The sequence below is a fragment of the Pseudomonas caspiana genome (assembly GCF_002158995.1).
In the GTDB taxonomy this organism is placed as follows: domain Bacteria; phylum Pseudomonadota; class Gammaproteobacteria; order Pseudomonadales; family Pseudomonadaceae; genus Aquipseudomonas; species Aquipseudomonas caspiana.
Map to the genome: position 1 here is coordinate 116399 of NZ_LOHF01000017.1, position 26443 is coordinate 142841.

At 57.7% G+C, this 26443-nt stretch carries 20 protein-coding genes and 1 pseudogene; 4 read left to right on the top strand and 17 right to left on the bottom strand.

Annotated features, from left to right (window positions below; translation table 11 throughout):
* Position 1 precedes the first annotated feature (1 nt).
* Entirely contained in the window at positions 2-2275 is a 2274-nt protein-coding gene (locus AUC60_RS18990) for a molybdopterin guanine dinucleotide-containing S/N-oxide reductase (RefSeq protein ID WP_087271026.1), read from the top strand.
* A 359-nt stretch (positions 2276-2634) separates the two neighbouring features.
* On the opposite strand, the gene AUC60_RS18995 is transcribed toward AUC60_RS18990, so the two are convergent.
* On the bottom strand, positions 2635-3357 hold the full coding sequence (locus AUC60_RS18995; RefSeq protein WP_372489340.1) for a FadR/GntR family transcriptional regulator: 723 nt from the start codon (positions 3355-3357) through the stop codon (positions 2635-2637).
* Positions 3358-3454: 97 nt separating this feature from the next.
* On the opposite strand from AUC60_RS18995, the gene AUC60_RS19000 reads away from it, so the two are divergent.
* Positions 3455-4198 carry a FadR/GntR family transcriptional regulator gene (locus AUC60_RS19000; protein WP_087271095.1) on the top strand — a complete coding sequence of 248 codons (744 nt, stop codon included), beginning with the start codon at positions 3455-3457 and terminating at the stop codon, positions 4196-4198.
* 21 nt (positions 4199-4219) lie between these two features.
* Here the strand turns inward: AUC60_RS19000 and AUC60_RS19005 are convergent, their stop codons facing one another.
* The 16 genes and pseudogenes from AUC60_RS19005 to AUC60_RS19080 all read right to left on the bottom strand — a co-directional run bounded on the left by AUC60_RS19005 (position 4220) and on the right by AUC60_RS19080 (position 23664).
* Positions 4220-4945, bottom strand: a complete 726-nt coding sequence (locus tag AUC60_RS19005) for an oligogalacturonate-specific porin KdgM family protein (protein WP_087271032.1) — start codon at positions 4943-4945, stop codon at positions 4220-4222.
* Positions 4946-5057: 112 nt separating this feature from the next.
* Positions 5058-5846 (bottom strand): ABC transporter ATP-binding protein, encoded by a 789-nt coding sequence (locus AUC60_RS19010; protein ID WP_087271035.1) that lies wholly within the window; start codon positions 5844-5846, stop codon positions 5058-5060.
* Positions 5847-5856: 10 nt separating this feature from the next.
* Positions 5857-6711 carry an ABC transporter ATP-binding protein gene (locus AUC60_RS19015; protein ID WP_087271038.1) on the bottom strand — a complete coding sequence of 285 codons (855 nt, stop codon included), beginning with the start codon at positions 6709-6711 and terminating at the stop codon, positions 5857-5859.
* 238 nt (positions 6712-6949) lie between these two features.
* The gene (locus tag AUC60_RS19020) at positions 6950-7849 is read right to left on the bottom strand and encodes an ABC transporter permease (RefSeq protein WP_087271040.1); all 900 of its coding nucleotides are present in this window, start codon (positions 7847-7849) and stop codon (positions 6950-6952) included.
* Positions 7849-8886: an ABC transporter permease gene (locus tag AUC60_RS19025; protein ID WP_087271043.1), complete on the bottom strand. Its 1038-nt coding sequence runs from the start codon at positions 8884-8886 to the stop codon at positions 7849-7851. The genes AUC60_RS19020 and AUC60_RS19025 overlap by 1 nt, the downstream gene beginning before the upstream one ends.
* A gap of 36 nt (positions 8887-8922) precedes the next feature.
* Positions 8923-10545 carry an ABC transporter substrate-binding protein gene (locus AUC60_RS19030; RefSeq protein ID WP_087271046.1) on the bottom strand — a complete coding sequence of 541 codons (1623 nt, stop codon included), beginning with the start codon at positions 10543-10545 and terminating at the stop codon, positions 8923-8925.
* A 75-nt stretch (positions 10546-10620) separates the two neighbouring features.
* On the bottom strand, positions 10621-11775 hold the full coding sequence (locus AUC60_RS19035) for a mandelate racemase family protein (protein WP_087271049.1): 1155 nt from the start codon (positions 11773-11775) through the stop codon (positions 10621-10623).
* Positions 11776-12265: 490 nt separating this feature from the next.
* The gene (locus AUC60_RS28605; RefSeq protein WP_420800743.1) at positions 12266-13138 is read right to left on the bottom strand and encodes a methyl-accepting chemotaxis protein; all 873 of its coding nucleotides are present in this window, start codon (positions 13136-13138) and stop codon (positions 12266-12268) included.
* Positions 13127-14179, bottom strand: a pseudogene (locus tag AUC60_RS28610) (methyl-accepting chemotaxis protein); the annotation flags it as partial. The gene AUC60_RS28605 and the pseudogene AUC60_RS28610, both read right to left, overlap by 12 nt.
* Before the next feature lie 561 nt (positions 14180-14740).
* A complete protein-coding gene (locus AUC60_RS19050) occupies positions 14741-15928 on the bottom strand; it encodes an acyl-CoA dehydrogenase family protein (protein ID WP_087271055.1) in 1188 nt (395 codons plus the stop codon).
* A gap of 176 nt (positions 15929-16104) precedes the next feature.
* Positions 16105-17454: an LLM class flavin-dependent oxidoreductase gene (locus AUC60_RS19055; protein ID WP_087271058.1), complete on the bottom strand. Its 1350-nt coding sequence runs from the start codon at positions 17452-17454 to the stop codon at positions 16105-16107.
* A 37-nt stretch (positions 17455-17491) separates the two neighbouring features.
* Complete coding sequence (locus AUC60_RS19060; protein WP_087271061.1) at positions 17492-18472, bottom strand: ABC transporter substrate-binding protein; 981 nt, start codon at positions 18470-18472, stop codon at positions 17492-17494.
* A gap of 86 nt (positions 18473-18558) precedes the next feature.
* Positions 18559-20142, bottom strand: a complete 1584-nt coding sequence (locus tag AUC60_RS19065; RefSeq protein WP_087271064.1) for a rhodanese-related sulfurtransferase — start codon at positions 20140-20142, stop codon at positions 18559-18561.
* Positions 20139-20762 carry a cysteine dioxygenase family protein gene (locus AUC60_RS19070; RefSeq protein WP_087271067.1) on the bottom strand — a complete coding sequence of 208 codons (624 nt, stop codon included), beginning with the start codon at positions 20760-20762 and terminating at the stop codon, positions 20139-20141. The genes AUC60_RS19065 and AUC60_RS19070 overlap by 4 nt, the downstream gene beginning before the upstream one ends.
* 344 nt (positions 20763-21106) lie before the next feature.
* Positions 21107-22054 (bottom strand): magnesium transporter CorA family protein, encoded by a 948-nt coding sequence (locus AUC60_RS19075; protein WP_087271070.1) that lies wholly within the window; start codon positions 22052-22054, stop codon positions 21107-21109.
* A gap of 23 nt (positions 22055-22077) precedes the next feature.
* Entirely contained in the window at positions 22078-23664 is a 1587-nt protein-coding gene (locus tag AUC60_RS19080) for a RimK family protein (RefSeq protein WP_087271100.1), read from the bottom strand.
* Positions 23665-23755: 91 nt separating this feature from the next.
* Between AUC60_RS19080 and AUC60_RS19085 the strand changes: the two genes are divergently transcribed.
* On the top strand, positions 23756-24844 hold the full coding sequence (locus tag AUC60_RS19085; RefSeq protein WP_087271073.1) for a GNAT family N-acetyltransferase/peptidase C39 family protein: 1089 nt from the start codon (positions 23756-23758) through the stop codon (positions 24842-24844).
* Between the two features lie 634 nt (positions 24845-25478).
* On the top strand, positions 25479-26384 hold the full coding sequence (locus tag AUC60_RS19090; protein ID WP_087271076.1) for a LysR family transcriptional regulator: 906 nt from the start codon (positions 25479-25481) through the stop codon (positions 26382-26384).
* Positions 26385-26443 lie beyond the last annotated feature (59 nt).

A 26443-nucleotide genomic window follows, 5' to 3' on the forward strand; every position in this document is an offset into this window, starting at 1 on the left:
CATGAGTTTCACTTCTCTGCATTGGGGGGCTTATCGCCCGCAAGTCGTCGATGGCGACCTGAGGGCGTTGGTGCCGGTGGAGTGGGACAGCGATCCTTCACCTATTGGTGATTCAGTCGCTGCTGCGGTGACCTCACCCACCCGTATTCGGCGACCGGCCGTGCGGCGCAGTTTTCTGGAGGGGCAGGGTGGCAGCCCGGAGTTACGCGGTCAGGAACCCTTCGTCGAAGTCTCCTGGGATGTCGCGCTGGAGTTGGTTGCCAAAGAACTTAAACGGGTTAAATCCGAGCACGGTAATCAGGCGATTTTCGGCGGCAGCTACGGTTGGGGCAGTGCCGGACGCTTTCATCATGCGCAAAGCCAGCTGCACCGTTTCCTCAATGGTTTCGGCGGTTACGTGGCCAGCGTCGACAGCTACAGCCTGGGCGCTGGGCGCGTGTTGATGCCACACATCGTCGGCAACATGGACTGGCTGCTGGCAGCGCACACCTCATGGAAAAACCTTGCGCAACATTGCGAGCTGTTCGTCGCGTTCGGCGGCTTGCCTGCCAAAAATGCCCAGACCAGCCCCGGTGGCGCCAGTGATCACCTTCTGACCAAGGCCCTGCAAGACATGTCCGCGGCGGGCGTGGAATTCGTCAATGTCAGCCCGTTGCGGGATGATCTGGTGGGGCCTGCGCGCAACGAATGGTTGCCGGTGCGTCCGGGCAGCGACACCGCCCTGATGATGGCTTTGGCTTACGTATTGGTCACCGAAGGCCTGCATAACGAAGACTTTGTGCAGCGTTATGCGGTGGGCTATGAGCGCTTCCGTGATTACTTGCTCGGCCTTGACGATGGTCAGCCTAAAAGCCCTGACTGGGCGCAGGCTTTGACTGATATTCCGGCCGCGCAGATTACCGCTCTGGCTCGACGCATGGCCAGCAAGCGCACGATGATCAATATCGCCTATTCCTTGCAGCGTTCGGTGCATGGCGAGCAACCGTTCTGGATGACCGTGACGTTGGCTGCGCTGTTGGGGCAGATCGGTTTGCCCGGTGGTGGCTTCGGTCTTGGTTACGGTTGCATGAACAATACCGGTAGCGGCCGCAAGGCGTTTTCCGGGCCGCGTTTTTCCCAGGGCCAGAACCCCGTCAAAGACTTTATTCCTGTGGCGCGGGTCGTCGATATGCTGCTCAATCCCGGCGCGGCGTTCGATTACAACGGCCAGCAACGGCATTACCCGGATATCCGTCTGGTGTACTGGGCGGGCGGCAATATCTTTCACCACCACCAGGACCTCAATCATCTGCTCCACGCCTGGCAGCGCCCGGAAACCATCGTCGTCCACGAGCAGTTCTGGACCGCTCAGGCCAAATACGCCGACATTGTGCTGCCCGCCACGACGGCGCTGGAGCGTAACGATATCGGCAGTTCGGCCTCGGATCGCTTCATGGTCGCCATGCAGCAGGCGATCGAGCCGGTGGGCGAGTCTCGAGACGATTACGCGATTCTGGCCGGGCTTTCCGAGCGGTTGGGTTTTGCCGACAGCTTCACCGAAGGCCGCGATGCGTCGGGCTGGTTGCGGCACATTTACGAAGAGTCACGTGGCAGGGCGGGTGAGTTTGGCATCCAGTTGCCGGATTATGATCAGTTCTGGCGTGATGGTGTATTCGAAGTCGAGTATCCGGAGCTGGATACGGTGTTGCTGCAAGACTTCCGCAAGGACCCGGACGCTCATCCGTTGCCAACACCGTCGGGGCGTATCGAAATTTTTTCCGAGCGCATCGCCGGGTTTGGTTATACCGACTGCCCCGGACACCCGGCCTGGCTGGACAAGCCTGCCGCCAACTATCCGCTGCATCTGTTATCCAACCAACCGAAAACCCGTCTGCACAGCCAATACGATCATGGCAGCTACAGCCGCGCATCAAAGATTCAACAGCGTGAACCCCTGACGCTCAATGCTGAAGATGCGCGGGCACGGGGTATCAGCGACGGTGACGTGGTCAAGGTCTTCAATGACCGTGGAGCGTTCCTGGCCGGGGTCATTGTCTCGGATAACATACGCCCCGGCGTGGTCCAGATCGCCACCGGCGCGTGGTTCGATCCGCTGGTGCATGGCGAGCCCGGTAGTCTGGAAAAACACGGCAACCCGAACATGATTACTCAGGATGTCGGCTCATCAAGTCTGTCCCAAGGCTGCTCGGCGCAAACGGCGACGGTGGAGATCGCGAAGTGGGAAGGGGCGTTGCCGGAAGTCACGGCGTTCGAGCCGCCGATGATGGTGTCATAAGGGGCATTGGGTCCTCCGGTTGGAACGCTTTCCCTTGTGGGAGATTCTATGTTTACCTGCAATCCGACGTGGGACCGGCTTTAGCCGGGAAGGCTGCATTTCTGACGATGAAGATGTACTGAATGTGCAGGCCCCTTCCCGGCTGAAGCCGGTCCCACGTCATCAGTGATTCCTGTGGGAGATTCTATGTTTGCCTGCAATCCCGCCAGGGCAGTCCTACGGAATAGCGCGGTCTATGTGGGAGCTGAGCTTGCTCGCGATAAACGATGACGCGGTCTGCACGAAACACCGCAGCGCCTGCTCGACCGTATTGACCGTCGACCGCTCCCACAGGGTCTGCATTCCAGTTCAATTGCGCATTAATTCTGATACCGACTCTGCCGCAAGCGCTCCAGACTATTGCTCAGATGCAAGCGCATCGCCGCTCGCGCCGCATCGCGATCCTGATGGGCAATTGCCGCAAAGATCTGCTCGTGTTCGCGACGCAGGATTTCCAGATAGTCCGGCGAGTGGGCGTTGCTGAGCTGCACTCTTGAACGCGGGATGATGCTGCTGCCCAGTTGCTCCATCACGTCGGTGAAGAAGCTGTTGGCGGTGCATAGCGATATCTGATGATGAAATTCGAAATCGGCAAGTGCGGTGTCGCTGCCCGGCGGGCAGGCATTGAGGGTGTCGAGTGCCTGGCGGATCGCCTGCAGTTGCTCCGGCGTGCGCCGCTCGGCCGCCAGCGCGGCGGACTCCACTTCGAGGCTCTGACGCAGCTCAATGATCGCGATGGCATCGCGCAACGTGCCGCTGGTGCGCTCGTCGACCTGGAAATCATTGGGGCGACTGGCATCCACCACAAAGGTGCCGATGCCGTGCCGGGTTTCCACCAGCCCTTCGGCCTGCAGCCTGGACATGGCCTCGCGAACCACCGTGCGGCTGACGCCTTTCTCCTGAATGATCACCTGCTCGGTGGGCAGTTTTTCCCCGGCCTTGATCTCGCCCTCACGGATTCTGCGCGAGAAGTCATTGACCAATTGCTGAGCCAGGCTGGTACGCCGATCCGGGGTTGCAGGAGGGATTTCCATGTCACTCATTCAAGTTTCCATTGGGCCGCAGAGTATAACCTCAGCCAGCTGCCACGCTGGCGCCAGCTGGCACTATAATGTCGGTTCTTCGAAAACGAGTCAGCCCATGTCGGACCCAGACCTTTCGTCCCAGAAAAAACACAGACGTTTAGCCGAGACCCTGGTTGATCGCTTTGCCCAGCGCATGCGCGATGGCGTGCTCAAACGTGGTGAAAAACTGCCTCCCGAGCTGCATATCATGGAGGCCGAGGGCGTCAGCCGCACGGTGGTGCGCGATGCGTTGTCGCGCATGCAGGCGGCGGGACTTGTGGAAACCCGTCACGGGGTAGGCACCTTTGTTCTGGACATGCCTGCGCCTGCCGGTTTCGTGATTGGCCCGGCGACCATCGCGACCTTGCCTGACGTGCTTAATCTGCTGGAGTTTCGTTTGAGTCTGGAAGTCGAAGCAGCGGGCATGGCTGCACAACGGCGTACCCCCGAAGCCCTGCTGGAAATCAAGCAGGCGCTGGATGCCTTGCTCGAAGGGCCGCAAAAGTCCGGGACCACGATCAATGCCGATTTCCAGTTCCACCTGAAAATCGCCAAGGCATCGGGCAATACTTACCTGATCGACATCATGAAGCACCTGGGCACCAAGCTGATTCCCCGCACCCGGATGAATTCGGCCTACACCGGGCAGAGTGATCGCACGGCGTATCTGGCCGGGATCAACGCCGAGCACCGGCAGATTTATCTGGCGATTGCCGCCGGGAATGTGGATGCGGCGCGTTCGGCCATGTACTTGCACCTGAACAGCAGCCGCATCCGTTTGCATCAAACCCAGGCAAGCCAGGAGTTATACAGCAACTAGCGTTTAACGAGCGCCGGGTAGTTACAGGAAGTTGTATTGCACGCCGACCCGTAGACGTAATTGACGTTTGTCATCAGCACTGTCGACCTTTATATCGCCGACTTCGAAGAACGGCACCCAGCGTTTATCGATCTTGTATTTGAATACGGCGTTCTGCTCATAGTCAGTTTTACCGTTGTCGTAGCGAATATAGTCGGCATCAAAATAGGTGAACTGATATTCATAAGCCCATTTACTGTTTTGCGGGGCATAGTTGAGCCAGACGTCATAACGGTTGATGCTCTGGTTGTCCATCGCGTTGTCGGGCATGTCCTCATTGATCTTGTCCCGATCCAGCTTGATGGAGTCATAGCGGTAGCGCGCCGAGGCATTCAAGGTGTCGCTGATGCGGTAGGTGGCTTTCAGGCCGACTTTGTAGGCGGTGGATTTTTCGATGCTTTCCAGCGCAATAGAAGGGGTCAGCATCCAGTCTGCATTGAGTTTGTATTGGTACGTCATACCCAGTTCGTGACCGTTGCCCACGGTATTGTCAAAGGCAACGTCCTGTCGGTCACCGGCCGTCTTGTATTTAAGTTCACCTTCAAACCCCAAACCGTTATCAAGCCGCGTACCAAACTTGACCCGGTCCGAGTGCATTCGCGTACTTTCCGCATATTGATGTCGATAATTGACGTAGCCACTGTCGGCCATGGCCAGCGTGGAGGTCAGCAGTGCAGCAAACGTGATCATTGCTTGGGTAGTTTTCATGTTTTTTATTCTTGTTAAATGAAATGGAAGGTTTTATTCACAGCAGATTTCGGGCAGCCGGGTTCCTCGGCAGAAATGCCGAAGCACGCGACGGGTTAAAACTCCAGTGGTCTTACAGCGCCAGGCAGGCGACCGGTTGTTCGATGTTATGGGTGTTCATGTCGCGACTCGCCTGAACCAACAGACGGGTGTATGCGTGTTGCGCCTCATGTCGAGCCAGTTCGCCCGTGTCGAGAATCTCAACGATCTTGCCGCCTTGCATCACCGCCACCTGCTCGCACAGGTGGGCAACGACCGCCAGGTCATGCGTCACCATCAGGTACGTCAAGCCCTGTTCGCGGCGCAGGTCGGCGAGCAGGTTGAGGATTTCCGCCTGCACTGAAACATCCAGTGCCGAGGTCGGCTCGTCCAGCAGCAGAACCCTGGGTTCTAGGATCAGCGCCCGGGCAATCGCTACCCGTTGGCGCTGCCCGCCTGACAGTTGATGCGGATGGCGGAAGCGAAAGCTGTCATTGAGGCCCACCTTGCGCAGAATCTCCCTGACCCGGTCATCGCGGTCGCCGATGCGATGGATCGCCAGCGGCTCCTTGAGCGCCGAGTCAATGGTGTGCCGCGGATGCAACGAGGCATAGGGGTCCTGAAAAACCATCTGCACCGTTCGATAATGCTCGGCATCCAGCTTGCGCTGCACCTGTTGGCCGTTGACCTGCAAGGCGCCGGTCCAGTGCTGGTATTGCCCGGCGAGGCAGCGCAGTACGGTGGTTTTGCCTGAGCCGGATTCGCCCACCAGGCCGAACGCCTGACCTTGTTCGACGCGCAGGTTGACGTCATGCAGCACCTGATTGAGCGCCGGACCCGTACCGAAACTGAGGTTGAGTGATTGGACTTCGATCATCGCCATGGGAAATACCTCAATGAGTCAGCCAGAGGGGATCGCGCTGGAGCACCGGCAGGCTGCTGCGCGGAAAGTCCAGGCTCGGCAACGCGGCAAGCAGCCCGCGTGTATAGGGATGCTCGGCTCTGGCGAGGTCGGCGGCTTCCAGTGATTCCATGACCCGTCCGGCATACATCACCAGGACCCTGTCGCAGAAGTGCTGCACCAGATTCAGGTCGTGGCTGATGAACAGCAGGCCCAGGTCCCGTTCACTCACCAGTTCTTCGAGAATGTTTAGCACCTGACGGCGTACCGACACGTCCAGTGCCGAGGTGGGCTCGTCGGCGATGATTACTTGTGGATCGGTGATGACCATCATCGCGATCATGATTCGCTGGCCCATGCCACCGGAGACTTCATGCGGGTAGAGCTGATAGACCCGCTGCGGGTCGCGGATATGCACCTTGGCGAGCATGTCCAGCGCACGCTCTTTGGCTTCCTGATGCGAAACCTTGTGGTGGGCCAGATACGCCTCGGCGATCTGCTCGCCGACCTTCACCACCGGGTTCAGTGAGTATTTCGGGTCTTGCATGATCATCGACATGCGACGCCCGCGAACGCCCTGCATTTGTTTCTCGCTGGCGCTGAGCAGGTCGATGTCATCAAATCGCAAGGTCTTGGCAGTGATGCGCGCAGTTGCCGGATGCAGGCGCAGCAGGGCGCGGCCGACTGTGGATTTACCCGAGCCGGACTCGCCGACAATCGCCAGCTTTTCCCGCCCCAGATTGAACGACACGCCTTGCACAGCCAGAGTGGTCTTGCCTGCGTTGGTGAACTCGACGCGTAGGTCGTCTACGACGAGCTTGCTATGTGATGCGGATAACTGAGACATGGCTGTTACCTCTTATTGATTTTTAATACTTTTCTGTAGGAGCTCACGAGCATCGCGAGGCAGCGATGGCGTCTTGTCTGATGCACCGCTATCGCGGCCTCGCGGTGCTCGTGCGCTCCTACAGGTTCGGTGTTTAACATGCAATTTTTCAGGTTGCCCCGATCCTATAGGCGCTCACTGAGGTTACGAGGCCAGCGATGGCGGTGTGTCAGGCAAACCGTTATCGCTCGTGTTGCTGTTATTCATTACGCGGATCCAGCACGTCGCGCAGTCCATCACCTAGCAGGTTGAACGCCAGACTGACCAGCATGATCGTCGCGCCGGGTGCTGCCACAAGCCACCAGCTTTCCAGCATGTACCGCCGACCGCTGGAGATCATCGCGCCCCATTCCGGCAGCGGTGCCTGCGCGCCCAGGCCGAGAAAACCCAGTGCCGCAGCGGTAAGGATGATGCTGGCCATGTTCATGGTCAGGCGGATGATCACTGACGACAGGCACATGGGGATGATGTGTCGACCGATGATGCGCAGCGGCGAGCCGCCTTGCAGTTTCACGGCGACAACAAAGTCGGCATTACGCAGCGACAGGGTTTCAGCTCGGGCCAGGCGCGCAATCGGTGGCCAGGCGGTGAGTGCAATCGCGATTACCGCATGCTCCAGGCCGGGGCCAAGCGCGGCGATAAAGGCCAAGGCCAGCACCAGGCTCGGGAACGAGATGAAGATGTCGGTGATGCGCATGAACAGGCTGTCGACCCAGCCACCGAAATAGCCGGACACCGTGCCGATCAACAGGCCGATAGGGCCGACGATCACCGTCACCAACAACACGATGTACAGGGTGATGCGCGAGCCATGAACCAGTCGGCTGAACACATCGCGGCCGTACTCATCCGTGCCGAACCAGTGGGCCGCGCCTGGCGCTTGCAAGGCGCGGGTCAGGTCTTGTTGCAGCGGATCATGGCTGGCGATCCAGGGTGCGAACAGCGCAACGATCATCAGCACTGAAATCACGGTCAGCCCGGCCAGCGTCATCGGGTTGCGCAACAGAAAGCGCATCATGCGCGCCGCGCTGCCGGTCAGGGCCGCCAGACTTGAAGCGGGTACTGCCGCTGCCATAGGGGTAGCTTGAGAAGTCGTCATCAGCGGGTTCTCGGGTCGAAGACTTTATAAAGGGCGTCGCTGATCTGGTTCAGGGCGACAAAGATCAGCCCGATCAACAGCACGCACGCCATCACCGCATTCATGTCGCCCAGCAGCAGGCTGCTGGTCAGGTACTGGCCGAAACCGGGCCAGGCAAATACCGTCTCGATCAATACCGCGCCTTCAAGCAATCCGCCGTAGGCGAGGGCGACGATGGTCAGCAGTTGCACCCGGATATTGCGGAACGCATGCCCCCAGACAATCCGCCGCTGGGAAAGGCCCTTGACCCGCGCCGTGATGATGTATTCCTGAGACAGCTGTTCAAGCATGAAGCTGCGGGTCATGCGGCTGATGTACGCCACCGAATTGAAGCTGAGGATGATCGCGGGCAACAGAATGTGCCGCAGGGCGCTGCGAAACGCCTCCCAGTCGCCGGACAGTGCGGTGTCGATCAGCAGCAAGCCGGTACGTGTCGGGATCAGACCGTCGTAAGCCAGACCAATGCGTCCCACACCACCGGCCCAACCCAGCCAGGCGTAGAACACCAGAAAGGCCATCATGCCCAGCCAGAAGATCGGCGTTGAGTAACCGAACAGGGTGAACAGCCGGGCGATATGGTCGCCGGCGCGGCCCTGATGAGTTGCCGCATATACGCCCAACGGCAACCCGGCCACAACACCGAAGACGATAGCCAGCGTGGCCAGTTCGAGGGTGGCGGGGAACACCCGTGCAATGTCTTCGATGACCGGGTGACCCGTCAGCAGCGCGTTGCCAAAATTGCCGTGCAGCAAGTCGTTGAGGTAGCCACCAAATTGCACCCAAAGCGGCTTGTCGAGCCCCAGCTCTTTGTAGGCCTGGGCATAGGTCGAAGCGTCAGCGTCCGGGCCGACGATGGCCAGCACCGGGTCCAGCGGCATGACCCGACCGATGAAGAACGTGAGCAGCAACAGGCCGAACAGCGTCGCCAGCACTGAACCGCTGCGCCGGGTCGTGCCAGCCATGCGGCTGCCCCACAATGAAACAGATGCACTCGTCATAAGAATTCCTGCCTTGCGAAAGCGACTGAGTCCGGATCAACGTTGTTTGTAGACGTCGTGCAGGCGTGTCGTGGCGGCGCTGTGGCCGATGTAGTCACGCACGTCGGCATGCACCACGACCTCGTCGGTCATTTGCGAAATCGGCATGATCGCGCCGACCTGCTGGTCGTACAGGGTCTGAATGCGCTGATAGAGCGCCAGTTGGCGTTGCGCATCGCGTTCCTGTTCGGCCTGCTCGATCAGTTGATTGAGTTCGGCGCTGTAGAACGAAGTGCGCCAGCCCTGAAAGTTGCTCAGCTTGGCTGCTTCGCGGTTATCCGGGTTGTAGACCAGTGCTCGCAGGCTGGAATGGGGATGACGTTCGGCCCCGCCACCGCCGCGCCCGACCAGAATGTCGAAGCGCCGGTCGCGCATGGCGCCGTAAATCTGGTTGCCGGTGCCGGTAATGATCGTGGCGCGAATACCGGCCTGAGCCAGGGTGGATTGCAGGCTGGTGGCGATATTGATGAAGGGTGAATCGGTCAGTGAGCGCAGGGTAATCGTGAAGCCTTTTTCATGCCCGGCTTCCGCCAGCAGACGTTTGGCTTCCTGCACATTCAGGCGATAACCGGGGTCATCCAGTCGGGCCGCCAGACCCAATTGCAGCGGGCGCTGGTTGGCTACGCCGTAGTGGGGCATGACCACGTCATTGATGCCTTGATAGTCGATCAGCAGACGTATCGCCTTGCGCACCCGGATGTCCTGAAACAGCGGTTGCTCCATGCTCAGCGCAATGTAGTAAATAGTCCCGCGAGCGATGGTCTGCACATTGACTTCAGGGGAGCGGGTCAGGGCTTTGATGTCGGTAGCGGCCATGCCTCGGGCCACGTCCAGATCACCACGTTCGACCATCAGGCGCAGGGCCTGGGATTCGGTCATGTTGCGCATGATCACTCGGCGCATTTTCGCCGGACCGCGCCAGTAATTATCGAAACGCGTCATCAGGATCACGTCGTTGGCGCGCCAGATGTCCAGCTTGAAAGCGCCGGAGCCTGCGGTGTGCGTCGTCAGCCATGCCGCGCCCTGGTCTTCGCCCTGGGCATGTTGCATGGCGGTATGGCGATCGATCACAAAGGCGCTCGGCGAAGTTGCCAGTGTGTTGAGCACCAGCAGCGGATCGGTCGGCCGTGGCAGGTCGAGGACGAACGTCAGCGGGTCTTCGGCACGCATCAGTTGCGCGACGTTCTGCGCGGTGTAGCCGTAAGCTTTCCAGGTTGAAGCCAGCGCGCGATTAAGGGTGACGACCCGTTGCAGTGACCAGGCGACATCCTGTGCGGTCAGTGGCTGGCCGGAATGGAAGGTCACGCCGGGGCGCAGGTGAAAGGTGATACGCATGCGGTCTGCGCTGACTTCCCAGCGTTCGGCCAGCGCAGGAATCAGCGTATCGGGCGCGCTGGCATCCTGTTCGAGCAGCATGTCGTAGACGTTGGAATTGACCTCGGACACTTCAAGGCCAGTAGCAGCGGCAGGGTCCAGAGAGAGCAGGTTGATCATGCTCATGCCGACCACCAGTTGATCAACCGGCGTTTCACCGCGCGCCATACCGGGCGAGGTGTGCAGAAGCGTCGCAGTCAGCGCCACGCACAGTAACTGGCGCAGGCGCGAAGGCCAGAGTTTCATAGGGCAGTCCTTTCTTATATTTATTAAGACTCTTGTGCCAGAGGCGCTCATGTCGCCTCTGTGCGGTGCCGCCTGTCAGTAACGCTGGTGCGTGTTGGCCTCGATGTAGTGGAAATTGATGTCTTCACCCAGGCCCGGGCGGTCCGACAAATGCACGTAGCCTTCATCATCCATGGGGTCGACCAGCGTGTTCAGATAAGCCGGAACCTGCTCGTAATCCAGGAACGGGTGCAGCAGACCGCGCTCGTACCAGCGGCAGTTGCTGATGGCTCCAATCACTTGCAGGTTGGCCGCGCCGTTACCGTGAACCTCGCAATCCATGCCGAACGCCTCGGCCATGTGCGCGACTTTCAGGCACGGGCTGATACCGCCTACACCGGCAACCCCGGCGCGCAGAATATCGCAGGATCTGGATGTCACCCAGCTCGCACGGCTGTGATATTTGCCGTCAATGCTTTCAGGACCGAGCACCGGGATGTCGAGGTTGGCGGCCAGCCAGGCATAAGACTCGGCCGAGTCTTCGATCATGGGTTCTTCGAACCAGGCGAAGTCGAGCTTCTGCAGTTCGCGGCCGATGTACAGCGCATCGACGCGGCTGTACCAGTGATAGCCGTCGAGCATCAGCGCGATGTCCGGGCCGACCGCTTCGCGCACTGCGGCGCAGGCTTTTACGTCCATGCGCGGGTTTGGCGCGAAGGAAATCGGTGGCATCCAGGTGTGCAGCTTGATGGCCTTGTAGCCGCGAGCGACCAGTTTTTCGGCGAACTGGCCGTATTCATCCGGAGTGGAAAGGCCGCCTGGCAAATCGTCGCCACACATGGTTGAGCCATAGGCCAACACCTTGTCGCGATAACCCCCGAGCAGTTTGTAGACCGGTTGTTTCAGCACGCGCCCGGCCAGATCCCAGAGTGCCTGTTCGACCAGTGCCAGTGCGCGGTCAGTCAGTTGGCTGGCGCTGCCGCGTTGCCAGTGAGCAAGTTCCTGCCAGATTTTTTCGCGGTTCATCGGGTTCTGCCCGATCAGCACTTTCTTCACGAAGGATTCGATGATGTGCGGACGAATCAGCTCTGGAGCGCCGAAGGAATAGCCTTCGCTGCCGTCGTCACACGCGATGCGCAACATGGCCAGATTGACCGGTTTTTCTTCGCCAGGATGAGCATGGCCTGCGCTATCGACGGCGCGCCGCGACGGATGGGAAAAGACCTCGACACTGATACGGGTGATTTTCATGGAGAGCTTGCCTTGGATATTGTGATTATTAGGTGGCTATGCTGTATGTCGTCATACAACGATGGGGCGATTATTTTCCCGCTGGGTCGGGTCTGTCAATCGGTTTGTGCGGATTTATGGGGCGTATGGAGGTTTCGGGGGAGAGGGGTGGTTCTTTCTATAGAGAGGATGTATCTAAAGTCGTCATACTTCGTGCGAAGCGGAGAAGGATAGGTTTTGAGAGGAAATGCCCAGCTCCCACAGGAATCACTGACGACGTGGGCCTTCGGGTAAACATGGAGTCTCACGCAGAAATGACTGATGACGTGGGACCGGCTTTAGCCGGGAAGAGGCCGGGACAGAGCCTGAAAATGTGCAGTCAGAGATATCGCTTTCCCGGCTAAAGCCGGTCCCACTGCATCTGTGGGTGCCATAGGTTTTGAATTGGAATGCTCTTGTGGGAGCCGAGCAAGCTCAGCTCCCACAGGTCATACAGGCATGGTCAAAAGGGTCAGACTTTAAACTGGCTGACCATCGTTTGTAGCTGGACACTCAGGCGGGCCAGTTCAACGCTGGATGACGCAGTCTCCTCGCTGGCGGCGGCTGTTTGTTCCGAGATGTCGCGGACATTGAGTACGCTGCGATTGATCTCTTCGGTGACGGCGCTCTGCTGTTCCGCAGCCGCTGCGATCTGCTGGTTCATGGACTCGATTTCAGACACCGAACGGCTGATGCTATTCAATGACGTGCCCGCCTTGCGAGTCAGCTCAACAGTACTGTCTGTCAGGCTCCGACTGTTATCCAGAATCGTTGCCACTCTGTCGGTTCCTTTATGCAGTCCGTGAATCAGGCTGGCTATTTCCTCGGTGGACGTTTGAGTGCGTTGAGCAAGACTCCTTACCTCATCCGCGACCACCGCAAACCCACGGCCTGCTTCGCCTGCGCGGGCCGCTTCAATCGCAGCGTTGAGCGCCAGCAGATTGGTTTGCTCCGCAACGGCTTTGATAACATCCAGGACGCCACCGATCTTGTCGCTTTCGCGCTTAAGGTCATCCATGGCTGTTTTTGAATGGCTCACTTCAACTGCCAGGCTTTCAATCTGGGTCACCGCCTGGGAGACAATCACATCCCCCTCACGGGCTTCTCTGGACGCATTGATTGCCGCGTTGGAAGCCTGCTCGGCATTACGGGCGACCTCCTGGACCGTGGCGCCCATCTCATGCATCGCTGTAGCGACTTGATCCGTTTCGGATTTTTGGCTCTGGACCCCGGTGCTCGTTTGTTCGGTCACTGCAGACAGTTGTTCGGCAGCGCTTGCGATCTGCACGACACCGTCCTTGAGCCCACTGATCAAGCCTTTTAGCTTGACGGTCATTTTCTGCATGCTGTTTTCAAGTCGGCCCAGTTCGTCTTGACGATCGGTAACCTGGTCATGAGTGAGATCGCCGTCGGCAACGCGTTCAGCGAGACCCAATGTCTTCAACAGAGGAGCGACTATCAGGCGAGTAATAATCCAGGCCGCGAGGGTGCTGACAATCAATGCGATAACCAGACCGATGATGAGCAAGTCGCGAGATTGAGCCAGATCCTCCAGGCGCAGGGTTGTCTGGTTTTTTGTAAGTTCGTCGGCCGCTGCGAACAGGATTTTTATGTCTTTGGAAATATTGGCCTGGGACTCGGTGATTTTTGCCTGAGCATCAGAAAACTGCTGCACGGTACTTTGATAAGCCTTGAGCGACGTGTCGATACTTTGAAGCGTCTCTGCCGGTAGTCCTGATCCTTTCAGGCTTTCGATGAAGCGTATGACTTCAGCTATCGATTCCTTGGCCTGCCGCTCAGCGTCTGCATTCAACGTATACGTGTAACCCCTGACATCAAAGCGCATGCGCTGAAACAAGGCGCGTGCACGTGTCACGCTGTCACGCATGGCGGTATCGCCCGTTTCAGCGTTGGCGAAGGCGCTTAGGCGTTCAAGGCTTTTAGCGGCTTCATCGGCATGTTTGCCAAATACGTCCCGTGTTGCCTCTCGTGCTCCGGTGGCCTGTACCACGGCAGTGTATTGGACACGATAGTCTTTCAATCCATCACTGGCGGAGTTGATGTGAGGGACATTGAGTGGGGAACTGAACATCGGACGAGCGTATTCGAGGTGCCGGTCCAGACTGTCCACGGCTTTTAACCAACTGGCGGCTCGCTCAGCATCAGGTGTGATGATGTAGGCCAGTCGTTCAATGCGTATATCTCTGGTCAGGGAGCCGAGTTTGCCAATGTCATCGATTCTCTGGCTTCGTTCGCCCATTTCCTTGATGCCCGACCAACCCACTCCGGCGATAAGTACGGTGAGCAGCATGACCATGCCAAAGCCCAGCGCAAGCTTGGTATGAACGGCTATATTCGAAAGCCCGCGATGTATCATTTTCAGCATGAATAATGCTCCGAGTATCTTTAGAAATACGGTATGAGGCTGCTCCTTGCCAATAATCCAGTTGGAGTTTTATCGGTGGTGGTTTGGGAAACTTTAATGCGGGCTCGACAACTTTCAGGTTCCAGGCGTAAATATTTGATGCGCGCAGATGTACATTTGAAAGTTCAATGAGTTCAATTTTTTTTAGAATTATTTTTTGCCGCCAGGCCGCGCCTGCTCTAGCTCGGCGCTACAGGCCTGTATGGAGATTCAATTATCAAAATTTTTATAAGTTGTACGATAACTGATAATGGGGGGAGGCTCTATAAGTGGGATAGAAAATAGTAATGGTTTGAAATAAACCAAACTTGATCGGGAACTTTTAGAGTGTTTCGGTATTTCAATTGCAACTGATAACCCGTTTTAGTCGTGAATGAATTGAACTGTGAATAACCGTTAACCTGCTCAATTGAGGGCTTACCCCTCCGAGCACTGATTGAACCGCTCTTGCGGTCTTCAGGGGGATAGGCAAACCCTGCGGTGCGCTATCAAGGTAGCAAGCAGACGCAGAGCAGCTCCTACCTAACGCGTCGCTTTTTCTCGCTCCGCAAACACCACTTTGCCTACGCCGATCAGCGTCACGTCATTCTGCGGCGTGTGAATCCGTGCGCAGAGCACGTTGCGCAAATGGCGTTGCAGCGGATTGCTGCGTGACAGCCCGGGGTTGCCTGCTGCTTCGACAGCCAACTCCACTGCGCGAATGGCGTTGGTCGTCACCAGGTATTTGATCTGTGCCGCATGCGCTGCCGGGGTCAGGCCAGTGGCAGCCGATTGCAACAGGCTGTGGTTGTTGAACAACAGGGTATCGATCTCGCCAACCACTTCCTGAAAGCGCGGCAGGGTCGATAACGCAGCGCCAAGGTTGGACGGTTTGCGTTCTTCCAGCCACTGCACAAACCAGTTACGCGCCGAGCGGGCGACACCGTCGTAAACCGAGGACAGCAAGACCGACATCCACATGAGGCCTGCTGGATCGAGTTCTGCCTGAGGCGCGCTCCATGGACTGACGCTGACAGCGTTTTCCAGCGGCACCAAGACGTCTTCAAAGATCACTTCATGGCTGCACGTGGCACGCATGCCGAGGTGATCCCAGTCTTCGACGATTCGAATGCCTGGCGTGTCCTTGTGCACCAGCCAGCCACCCACTAAAGGATCGGCATCGTCGCTGCGTGCCCAGACGTTGTACCAGGTCAGGCCATGGCTGCCGGTGGAGTAGATTTTGCTGCCGCTGATGCGCCAGCCTTCGGCGGTACGTCGTGCCGTAGTCGCAGGCAGGCCGCCGCGAGCGGGTGTGCCAAGATCGGGTTCGACTCGCAAGGAGTTAATCAACGCACCGTCACGGACCGCGTCTTTCGCCACTTGCAGGCGCAGATGCCGGGGCCAGTTTTTGCTCTGCTGCAGGCGCGCATGCTGGATGTATTGCATGACCAGAATCAACGCTGTGGACGGCTCACCCTGAGCAACGGCGCTGATGGTTTGCAGCGCTTTGGGCAAGTCCGCACCGCCGCCGCCCAGATCAGCGGGTACAGTCAGGCTCAGCAGTCCATGCTCGTGCAGCAGGCGGAAGTTTTCGTGGGGGAACTCGCCACTTGCGTCGTAGCGCTCGGCAGTTGTGGCCAGGGCGGCAGTGATTGACGCCAGCCGGGCGGTGAAAGTCTCGGCGGACTCGACGTCGCTGGCGGCAACGGGGCGAAGGGGAAATACGCTCATTGATGGGGTTTCCTTTTACTTACAATCCTGAATGTTGCGCAATGCCTGAAGAGGTGAAGCGTTTGCATGCTGGCTCAAATCCCTGTGGGAGCTGGGCTTGCCCGCGATGCATGTGTCGCAACTCGCAGGCAGACCGAGTTATCGTTTATCGCGGGCAAGCCCAGCTCCCACAAAAATTAAGCCAGCTCAGCTTCTTCCTGCTGCGCATAGCGGTTTTGCGGCACTTGCAGATTGAAGTGCTCGCGCAAGGTGGAGCCTGTGTATTCACTGCGGAACAAGCCGCGTGCCTGCAGGACCGGAACCACCAGTTCGGCGAAGTACTGCAAGCCATCCGGCAGTACCGAGTTGATAATGAAACCATCGGCCGCTTCGTGTTCGAACCAGGTCTGAATGGTGTCGGCAACCTGCTCGGCAGTGCCGACGAATTCGCGGCGTGGCCGGGAGAAGAACAGCGCCACTTCGCGCAGCGTCAGGCCTTCATCTTTGGCCAGTTGTTTGATCCGGTCCGAACCGCCTTTCTGGCTGTTGGAGCCCAGGTCGCCCAACTCCGGGAACGGCGCGTCGAGCGGGTATTGGCTGAAGTCGTGATCATTGAACGGACGGCCCAGCGCGACGATGGCGTCTTCGATGCTCACCAGTTCCACGGCCTGTTGATAGCGGCTTTCAACTTCTGCTTCATCGCGGCCGACGATAGGACGGATGCCCGGCAAAATCGACAAGTTCAATGGGGTGCGCCCAAAGCCCACTGCACGTTTTTTCAGGTCCCGGTAATAAGCCTGGGCCTCTTCCAGCGACTCGGCATGGACGAAGATCGCATCTGAATATTCGGCTGCAAAGTTGCGTCCGTCCTCGGACGTCCCGGCCTGGAAGATCAGCGGATGGCCTTGCTTCGAGCGGGCGATGTTCAGCGGGCCTTTGACCGAGAAGAACTCACCTTTATGGTTCAACGCATGCAGCTTGCCGGGCGTGAAGAACTCACCGGTTTTTTTGTTGCGGGCGAAGGCGTCGTCTTCCCAGGAATCCCACAGGCCTTTGACCACTGACACGTGCTCCTTGGCAATGCGGTAGCGAACCGGATGCGGCGGGTGCTCGCCTTTGCTGAAGTTATCGGCAGTACCACTGAGCCAGGACGTCACCACGTTCCAGCCAGCGCGGCCACCGCTGATGTGATCCAGCGAAGAAATCTGTCGCGCTACCTGAAATGGCTCGGTGTAGCTCACTGTGACAGTGGCGACGAGGCCGATGTTCTCCGTGGTCGCTGCCAGCGCCGAGAGAATGGTCAGCGGTTCGAAGCGGTTGAGGTAATGCGGGCTGGATTTCTCGTGGATGTGCAGGCTGTCGGCGATGAACACGAAATCAAACTTGGCCGCTTCTGCCAGTTTTGCCTGCTGTTTGTAGAAACTGAAATTCACGCTGGCATCTGCCAATGCGTTCGGATGACGCCATTCGCCCCAGCCGTGACCGACGCCGTGGACCATTGCGCCCAGCTTCAATTGACGTGGCTCTTTTTGACGTTGCTTGCTCATGAGCGTGCTCCGGAATTTTAAAGGGTTTGTCTGAGGATTAATGAGCGGCTGTTTGCACAACCTGAGCACGCGAAGCATTGAAGCTTTTGTCGAAGCCTTTTGAGACGTCGATCGATTTGGTCAGGATGCCTTCCTGTTGGTAAATGTCAGCGGTGGCTTGCAGGCCCTTGATCACGTTGTCGTCAATCTCTACGCGGTTCATTTTGGTGGCGTTGGCAATTTCCAGATGAACCTCGATCGGCAGGCCGGTGATCGCGGCCTGAGCCTTGGCGTACTCGGCGGGGTGGGTGTTGCTCCACAGATAGGCACGCTCAACCCGCGCAACGAAGTCGTCTAGCTGCACGCGCTTCTCAGCGATGGCTTTACTGGTCGCGGCCAGATACAGGTGATTGCTCAAAAGCTCGCTGCCACTGACCAGAACGCGGTCATGGCTCTGGGTGGTGGCGACCGTGGTGTACGGGTCCCAAGTTGCCCAGGCATCAGCACCACCGCTGGACAGCAGAATGCGCGACTCACCCGGCAGCAGGTTGATGAAAGTGACATCGCTGGTTTTCAGGCCCGCCTGACGCAAGGCCCTGATTGCCAGATAGTGGCCAATAGAGCCGCGTCCGGTGACGATACGCTTGCCCTTGAGGTCGGCAACGGTCTTGATCGGTGAGTCTTTGGGCACCAGCAGTGCAGTGGTGAAACGGCCTTCGGCGTGAGTAATGCTGACCACTTTCAAAGGCGCGCCAGCACCAAGGGCAAAGACGTAGGGCGCATCGCCCAACGCTCCGATGTCTACGGCACCGGCGTTCAACGCTTCACCTAATGGTGCTGCGGAAGGGAATTCGGAGAATTTGATTTCGTAAGGAACGTTCTTCAGTTCGCCGGAGACTTGCAGCAGCGCTTTGATTGTGGATTTCTGATTGGCGACCAGTAGCGGTTCGAGATCGGCGGCCATAGCGTGTTGGCCGAGGGCTACGCTCAGCAGCGCGCCCAGCAGCAGTTTCTTGAATGGAAAAGTGTTAAGCAGCATGGGTGCATCTCCAGGCTAAGAGTTTGCTGGCAAGGACCTCCGCCTGGAGGGGTCGGTCCTGCTCTTGAAAAGGGTCAGATTGTTTTCTAGATCACCTGAAAACCGTGGGTACCATCGCGAGCTAGCTGGTCCACCAGGCCGAACTCCCAGTCCAGATAAGCCTGCATGGCTTCGCGTGGAGCATCGGTGCCTTCATAAGGGCGGCGATAGCGATCAATGCGCGGCGAGGCCAGCTGGCTTTCGCCGGTTTCCAGCGGCAGACCGGCCTTGATCCAGTTGGCGGTGCCACCCTTGAGCAGGAACACCTGCTTGCCGGTCAGGGCTTCAACTTCGGGCACGGCAAACCGCGCGAGTTTGCTGCTGCCGCAGGTCAGTACATAGCGTTCGGCTTCAGGGATTTTCTGCAGCGCGTCCTGCAACTGCGCGCGCAACGTCCACCAGGCGCCGGGAATATGCTGCTTGACGTAATTGGCGCTGGCGGTGAAATCCAGCACCGCCACGTCGCCGTGCTGCTGCCATTCGGCGAGGGTCTGCGGGCTGATCTCTTCTGCTTGTGGGGGGACAGGAATCGGCGCGTTCCAGTCGCCTTGCTCGCTGAAGTCGCTGGCTTGCAGGTCATCAACCACAAACACTTCCCAGCCCAGTTGGGCCAGCCAGGAGGCCGACATGTTGGCGCGTACGCCGTCGTCATCCACCAGCACCAGACGCGCACCGCGCACACTGGCGTAATGATCGGTTTCCTGAACCAGTTGGCCGCCCGGTGTAGAGCGTGCTTTGGGCAAGTGTCCTGTGGCGAACTCTTCCGGCGTGCGCACATCCAGCAGGTAAGTAGTGCGCGCTGTATCGGCTTGCCAGTTGCTAAGCTCGGCGCGGGTTGCACGGCGTACGCCAGCCTTGTCGGCCACGCGGCGAGCGTCGGCGCTGGCCACTTCGCGGGTTTCGTCGCTGACGGCGGCAAAGCGTCGCGCCTGGCCATGGTCGAGTGTCTGGCCTGCCAGCAGCCAGCCGATGGTGCCGTTACGCAGGGCGCTGACTTGATTGGGAATGCCTGCATTGACCAGCGACTGGGTGCCAATGATGCTGCGGGTGCGGCCTGCACAGTTGACGATGATTCGGGTGTTCGGGTCCGGGGCCAGTTCGCGGGCGCGCAGCACCAATTCAGCACCCGGCACGCTGATGCCACTCGGGATACTCATGGTCTGGTATTCGTCGTAACGACGTGCGTCGAGCACCACCACGTCGGCTTTGGAATCCAGCAGTTGCAGCACTTCTTCAGCGGCCAGCGAAGGCGTATGGCGTTTATGTTCAACCAGTTCGCCGAAGGCTTTGCTGGGCACGTTAACGTCGATGAACAGCTCGCCGCCAGCTTCGCGCCAGCCTTGCAGGCCACCTTCAAGCAGTTTCACGTCGGTGTAGCCCAGCGTTTGCAAGCGTTCCACAGCACGCTGAGCCAGACCCTCGCCGTTGTCGTATACCGTTACCGCAGTGTCGAGGCGCGGGATGCGAGAAAACACTTCCAGCTCAAGCTTGGACAGCGGGATATTGGCGGCAAACAACGGGTGCGCTTCGGCGAACGGCGCTTCTTCGCGAACGTCTACAAGGGCCAGTTCTTCATGGGCCAGCAGCGCTTGGCGAACATCGGCGAAGGAGCGGGTGGTCAGTTGAGTCATTGTGCTTGGCTCTCTTTGGCAGGGCTCTCTTTGGACAGATCCCAGATGTTGGGCAGAAAGGCGTTGGAATAGCCGGAGATAAACAGTTTTTCGGTGCCGTCGGGCTGGTACACCGCCCGCCGCACTGCGCCGATGTTGGCGCCATAAACGTGGATGCTGATCGAGACCTGATCGCTGAAGGCATTGCTGACCTGATGCACGTCATTGCTGCGTGGCGACAGGGCTTCGACATGGCCGGGTTCAAGACGAATCGCCGGGCCTTCTTTTTCCAGTCGACCGTCCGGGCTGCGGGCAAAGCCCTGGGAGTATTCAGCGCCGCGCAACATACCGATCAAGCCCCATACGCGGTGGTCGTGGATCGGTGTGCTTTGGCCGGGGCCCCAGACGAAGCTGACAATCGAAAAGCGCTGCCGGGAGTCGGCGTGCAACAGAAACTGTTGATAACGCTCAGGGCTGGGAATGGCGTACTCGTCCGGCAGCCAGTCGTCGTAACTGACCAGTTGCCCCAGCAGCTTGCCGCCGCGGTGCAGCAGATCGCCCTCACGAGGATTGCTGTCGATCAGCTCGGCCAGTGCGCCAATAAATTCTCGGAGTCGTTCGGGGTGTCTTGTGTGCGTCATGTCTATGCCAGCGCCAGGTTAATGCGTGGCTTAATATAAACATAATGGCTTAGTCTAATATGCGATTATTTTATGATTAGGTTATAACCAAAGGTGCTGAAAAAATTTAACGGTACTGCACTCTCTCAAATAGCGCAGTCGTCGTGGGACCGGCTTTAGCCGGGAATAGGTCGGTACAGCCACCGGAAATGTGTCGCCAGAAATGCCGCTTTCCCGGCTGAAGCCGGTCCCACGTCGTCAATGCGCATCTGCCACAAGCGTTTTGTTGAACTCCAAGGTCTTACGGGGATGTGCACAATCGATGGTCAGGTGGAATACAAGATGCAGGTCAAGTCGAATGGCGCTCAAGCCGCTGGCGTGGCACTGCGGTGGAACATCGATTTCCTGAGCAGCATTGCCATCAACACGCTCAATACCACCATCCCCATAACTAGCGCCGGGAACGAGATCCACCACGGAATACTCGCCGTCATCATGCTGAATTCAGACATGCCGCCAATGCTGGCGATCAGGTTGAGGGGCAGGAACACCACGTTGACCACGGTCAGGTTGCGCAGGGTTGCGTTCATATTGCTGTTGGCCATGTTGCCCCTGGCGTCCATCAGCGAAGCAAATACGGTGGAGTAGATCCTGGCCTGCTTGTAGCACTGATCGTTTTCGATCTTCAGGTCGTCCAGTAGCGCTATGAATCGGGCAGGAAATGCATTGTTCTCGGCGTGGTGATGCAAGCGTTCAAGGACCGCGCCGTTGCTCTGAATCGCGTTGATGTAATAGATCAGGCTTTCGCTGAGATTGAACATTTGCAGCAGGTGCTGGTTGTCTAGTGATGTGTCGAATTTCTGATGCAGTTCCCGGGCGATCAGCTTGATCACCCGCAAGTGTCCGAGGTAGTGGTGCACGCTGTTGAACAGCAGGTCGATGAGGATATCCAGCGGGTTGTTCAACGGCCGGTGACTGCTCGCGGGGCTGAGCAGTGAATTGCCTGCCGAAATCACCACCAGGCTGTCGGCGGAGAGCATGAGGCCGAACGAGGACACTTCAAAGGACATCGCCGCTGAGCCCGAATAGCTTTCCGGGCGCTTCCAGATGAGAAACAGCTGACCGTCATGAAATTCGATTCTGGACACCTCATCAGGGTCCAGTGCTGACTCCAGCATGTGGGCATCCACCTGAAAGCGTTGATGCAGAAACTCCCGGTCTAGCGCAGTAGGGTCCGTGCATAACAACAGCGGCGCCTGCTCGTCCGTTGTTACCTGTAGCGTCGCGTCAATCAGGCTATAGCGTTCAATCATTCTGGCGCCTCTACTGCAAGGGATTACTGGCCATAACCTTGATGCTTGAGCTCCAGGCGCCGGATGAACTCCTGCAGGACCCGGTCGTACAACTGCTCCTCAATGCAGGCATCTTCAATGCCCGCATCCAGATTGGGGTTGTCGTTGACTTCGATCACGACCAGACGCTCGGTGGTCTGCTTGAGGTCTACGCCATAGAGCCCGTCGCCGATCAGGCTTGCGGCGTCTACAGCCAGCTTGACCACCGCAGGCGGTACGTCTTCGATGGGGATCGTTTCACAGAGGCCATTGACCTCACTGCCTTGCGCTTTGTGGTTGTAGATTTGCCAATGCCCCTTGGACATGAAGTAAAGGCAGGCATACAGAGGCTGTCGGTTGAGCACGCCGATACGCCAGTCAAACTCGGTGTAGAGGTACTCCTGAGCGAGCAGCAGCACGGAGTGCTCGAACAGTTCGGCAGCCGCCCTGGCCAGCTCTTCCTGGTTTTCCACTTTGATCACGCCGCGAGAAAAGCAGCCGTCCGGTATTTTCAGTACGACGGGAAAACCCAGCCGTTCGCCAATCTGCTCAAGGTCCTGAAGGCGATCGCGATAAAGGATTTCTGTCGCGGGCATCCCCAGGTTGTGTTTGTTAAGCAGGTCAGTGAGAAATACTTTGTTGGTACAGCGAAGTATCGAGGTCGAATCGTCCATCACTACCAAGCCTTCGCTCTCGGCTTTCTTGGCGAAACGGTAGGTGTGATTGTCCACGCTGGTGGTTTCGCGAATGAACAGGGCGTCGTATTCCGCCAGGCGCGCATAGTCCTTCTTTTCGATCAGCTCCACATTGATGCCCGACCGCTGGCCGGCCTTGATGAACCGTTGAAGCGCCAGCGGGTTGGAGGGCGCCAGTGCTTCGCCTGGGTCATGCAGGATGGCCAGATCATAACGGGACTGGGGCAACGAAACCGGCTGACGCCAGATCCGCCGATTGAAGGTGTCGAGCGCAGCGGCGAAGTCATGTTGTTGTTCTTCGCGAAGCTTGTGCAGGGCGCCGATCTTGATTCCGGCGATCTGCCAGCGCTGATTCTTGATGAACTCGACTTGCAGGATGGGCGTCGGGAAGGTGTCGAACAGTTGTTGCGCCAAGCCCTGCAAAGGGACCAGCTCGGTCTTGCCAAAATGGAAGGTGAGGGTAAACCCTTCGGTTTCGCCATACGGATGGCCTGCAATGGCGTTGTCCAGCATCCGGTCCAGGTCATCGAGCGCCAGGCCGTAGAGCGAGCGTTTAGTCAGCTCACTGATGGTTTTAACGGATGGGATGACTTTATGGCCCCGTGCTTCGGCCAGTAGCGAGCAGTAATAGCCGTGCCCCAGATACTTGTAACTGCGGCACAGGTTAATCACTTGAACCGGTCCGCCAGGATTTTTAAAACGTTTGTCTTCGAGGTATTCCTGAGCGGTGACGATACTTTCGCTGGGCAAATAACCCTGCCAGTCATCGCGGCGCTCGACAATCACCAATAACTTGCTGGGCGGAAACAGCAAGGCCGCGCCTTCTTCTTTAATAACGGGTAAATTGAACTCGACCTTTGGTAGTAATTCCATTACGTTTGAATACATCGAAACCATGATGAAAGTGCCTTTGCCGTGCGGGTGTTTTCTATAAAACATATTTGATTTTAACTGTCCTCTTTCATTACGTTTTATTTACGGTAATTCCATGGATCTTAACTATCGCTTTGCTACCGCCGAAGACATTCCTGCACTGGAACTTCTGGAGAATCAGTGTTTCGAGCAGGATCGACTGTCCCGACGTAACTTTCTATGGATGATCCAGCGAGCGCACGCCAAGCTGTTAGTTGCCGAGGATGATCGGGGCTTGCTGGGGTATTCACTGGTGCTGTTTCATCGAGGCACATCCCTGGCCAGGCTGTATTCGCTGGCCATTGATTGCCTTGCCAGAGGGCTGGGCTTGGGGCTGGCGCTGCTCGAGCGATCAGAGCAGTTAGCGATTGAGCATGAGTGCGCGCATCTGCGTCTGGAAGTACGCCCTGACAATCCCTCGGCGATCCGCCTGTACGAACGGGCGGGATACCGGCTTTTTGCCGAAGTCGACGATTACTACCAGGACCATGCCCGTGCCCTGCGCTACGAAAAGCGCATTGTCCTGCCGGTGCCGGGCAGCGTAACGGCAGTTCCTTATTATGCGCAGACAACCGAATTTACCTGCGGGGCGGCCTCGTTGCTCATGGCGATGAAGGCACTCAATCCTGACCGCGTGTTCTCGCGGGACGAGGAAATTCAGCTGTGGCGGGAGGCCACGACTATTTTCATGACCTCGGGACACGGCGGCTGTAGCCCGCACGGGCTGGCACTGGCCGCATGGCGGCGTGGGTTTGATGTGAGTTTACAAGTCAGCCGCTCGGGTCCGCTGTTCCTGGACGGTGTACGCCGTGAAGACAAGAAATCGGTCATGCGGCTGGTGCATGAGGGGTTTTGCAGAGAGCTGCAAGTCAGTGGCGTTCAGCAATCCAGGTCCCGGCGGCTGGACTTGCCACAGGTTTTCAGCTCCGGTGGCGTTCCTGTCGTGCTGATCAGCAGCTATCGGCTGACACGTTCCAAAGCCCCACACTGGGTGGTAGTGACGGGATGCGATGAAGACTTTGTTTATCTGCATGATCCTGATCTGGATCACAGCCGGTATCGGCAGCGCCTGGATTGCCAGCATGTTCCGTTGACGCATCAAGAGTTCGAACGCATGAGTGTGTTTGGCAAAGAAAAAGTCAGGGCGGCATTGGTACTGTTTTGAGGAAGATGACGGGGGCGGACTCAGGGCGCCCCGGAACACAGTTGCTGAATGTGTTAGTTGATCTTTGTCACGGGGTTAACATTAATGCGGCTTGTTTTTCCTGGTGTGCCTGGCGCTCAGATATTCAAAGAGAAATGAAGCAAATCCGAAAACACCGATCATGATAATAATCAGGGTGCCTAATTCCGAATTTTCCATGTTGAATCTCGCGTGGGGAAAAGAGTAGGGAGACTAACTTCTCGCTGATTAAAAGCAATGATGTTTACGGCATCTTTACGGAAGCGTAAAAAACTATACGAAAACCATGCGCATGGAATAAGTACGCTGTAAGTTGGGAGAGGAGTTTCAGTGCTGTTGAGGTCACTGGCGTATAACAAACACAGAACCTTGTGGGAGCAAATTTATTCGCGAAGCGCCCTGTACAACCCATAACGTTCAGCCTGATACACCGCTATCGCGGCCTCGCGGCCTCGCGGCCTCGCGGTGCTCGTGCGCTCCTACAGTAAATATGTTTGCCTTTGACCATACCCTCTCGCCCGCTGAGCGGCGATGTACTCCTCGGAGCTATCCACGCACCGCAAATGCCACTATGCTTTTCGCCTATCTCTCATCTGTCTCTTTATGTGCGGTCCGAATGAAAATTGATGATATCGATGCCTTTGTGGCGGTGATTCGTTGCCAGTCGATCAGCCATGCGGCGCAATCGCTGGACCTGACCCAGCCAGCCATTACCCGGCGGGTGCAGAATTTCGAGCAGGCGCTGGGCGTCGAGTTGTTCGACCGCAATACCAAACCGCTCAAGCCGACGCAGATGGGCAATCAGGTTTACCAGCGCTGCCTGTCGATCCTCCGTGAAATGGATTCCTTGCGTGAACTGGTTGCCAGCGATACACCGCCGAGTGGTCTGCTGCGTCTTGGGGTGCCGCAAACCATTGGTGATGTGGTGCTGTTGGACGCCCTCAAGCAATTGCGCAGTGAGTTCCCGGATTTGCGTGCGCAAGTGTCCACCGGCTGGGGCAGTAATCTGGTCAGCAAGATCGAGAACGGTGAACTGGATGCGGCTGCGGCATTGTTCCCGGCAGGCAAGATTTTTCCGGAAAACATCATTGGCGAGTCCATTGGCAAAATGGAACTGGTGGTGGTTTGCGCTCGCTCTGCTTTGCCCAAAGGCTCGGTAAAACTGGCTGACTGTTATCAACAGGGTTGGGTGCTGAATCCTGACGGCTGTGGTTTTCGGGCGGGGCTGCAACGCACCTTGTCGGATCAGGGCCTGAGCTTGAAGGTCAATCTGGAAACCTTCGGCACCGAATTGCAACTGGGCCTGGTAGCGGATGGTATGGGGTTGGGTCTGGTGCCACGCCCTCTGCTGGAGCGCAGTATTCATCGCGAGCAACTGGCGGTGTTGCCGGTCAAAGACTTTAAGCCGGTAATGGATCTATGGCTGATCTATCCGCGTTTCCTCGGCAACCTGCAAGGGCCGGTCAGTTCGTTTGGCGACCTGGTTGCACGCTCGTTGAAGCAGGTCAAAGACGCCGCTTGACTGAGCGGGTGTCTATCAGACAAGTACAAATCTTGTAGGAGCTCACCGAGGTTACGAGG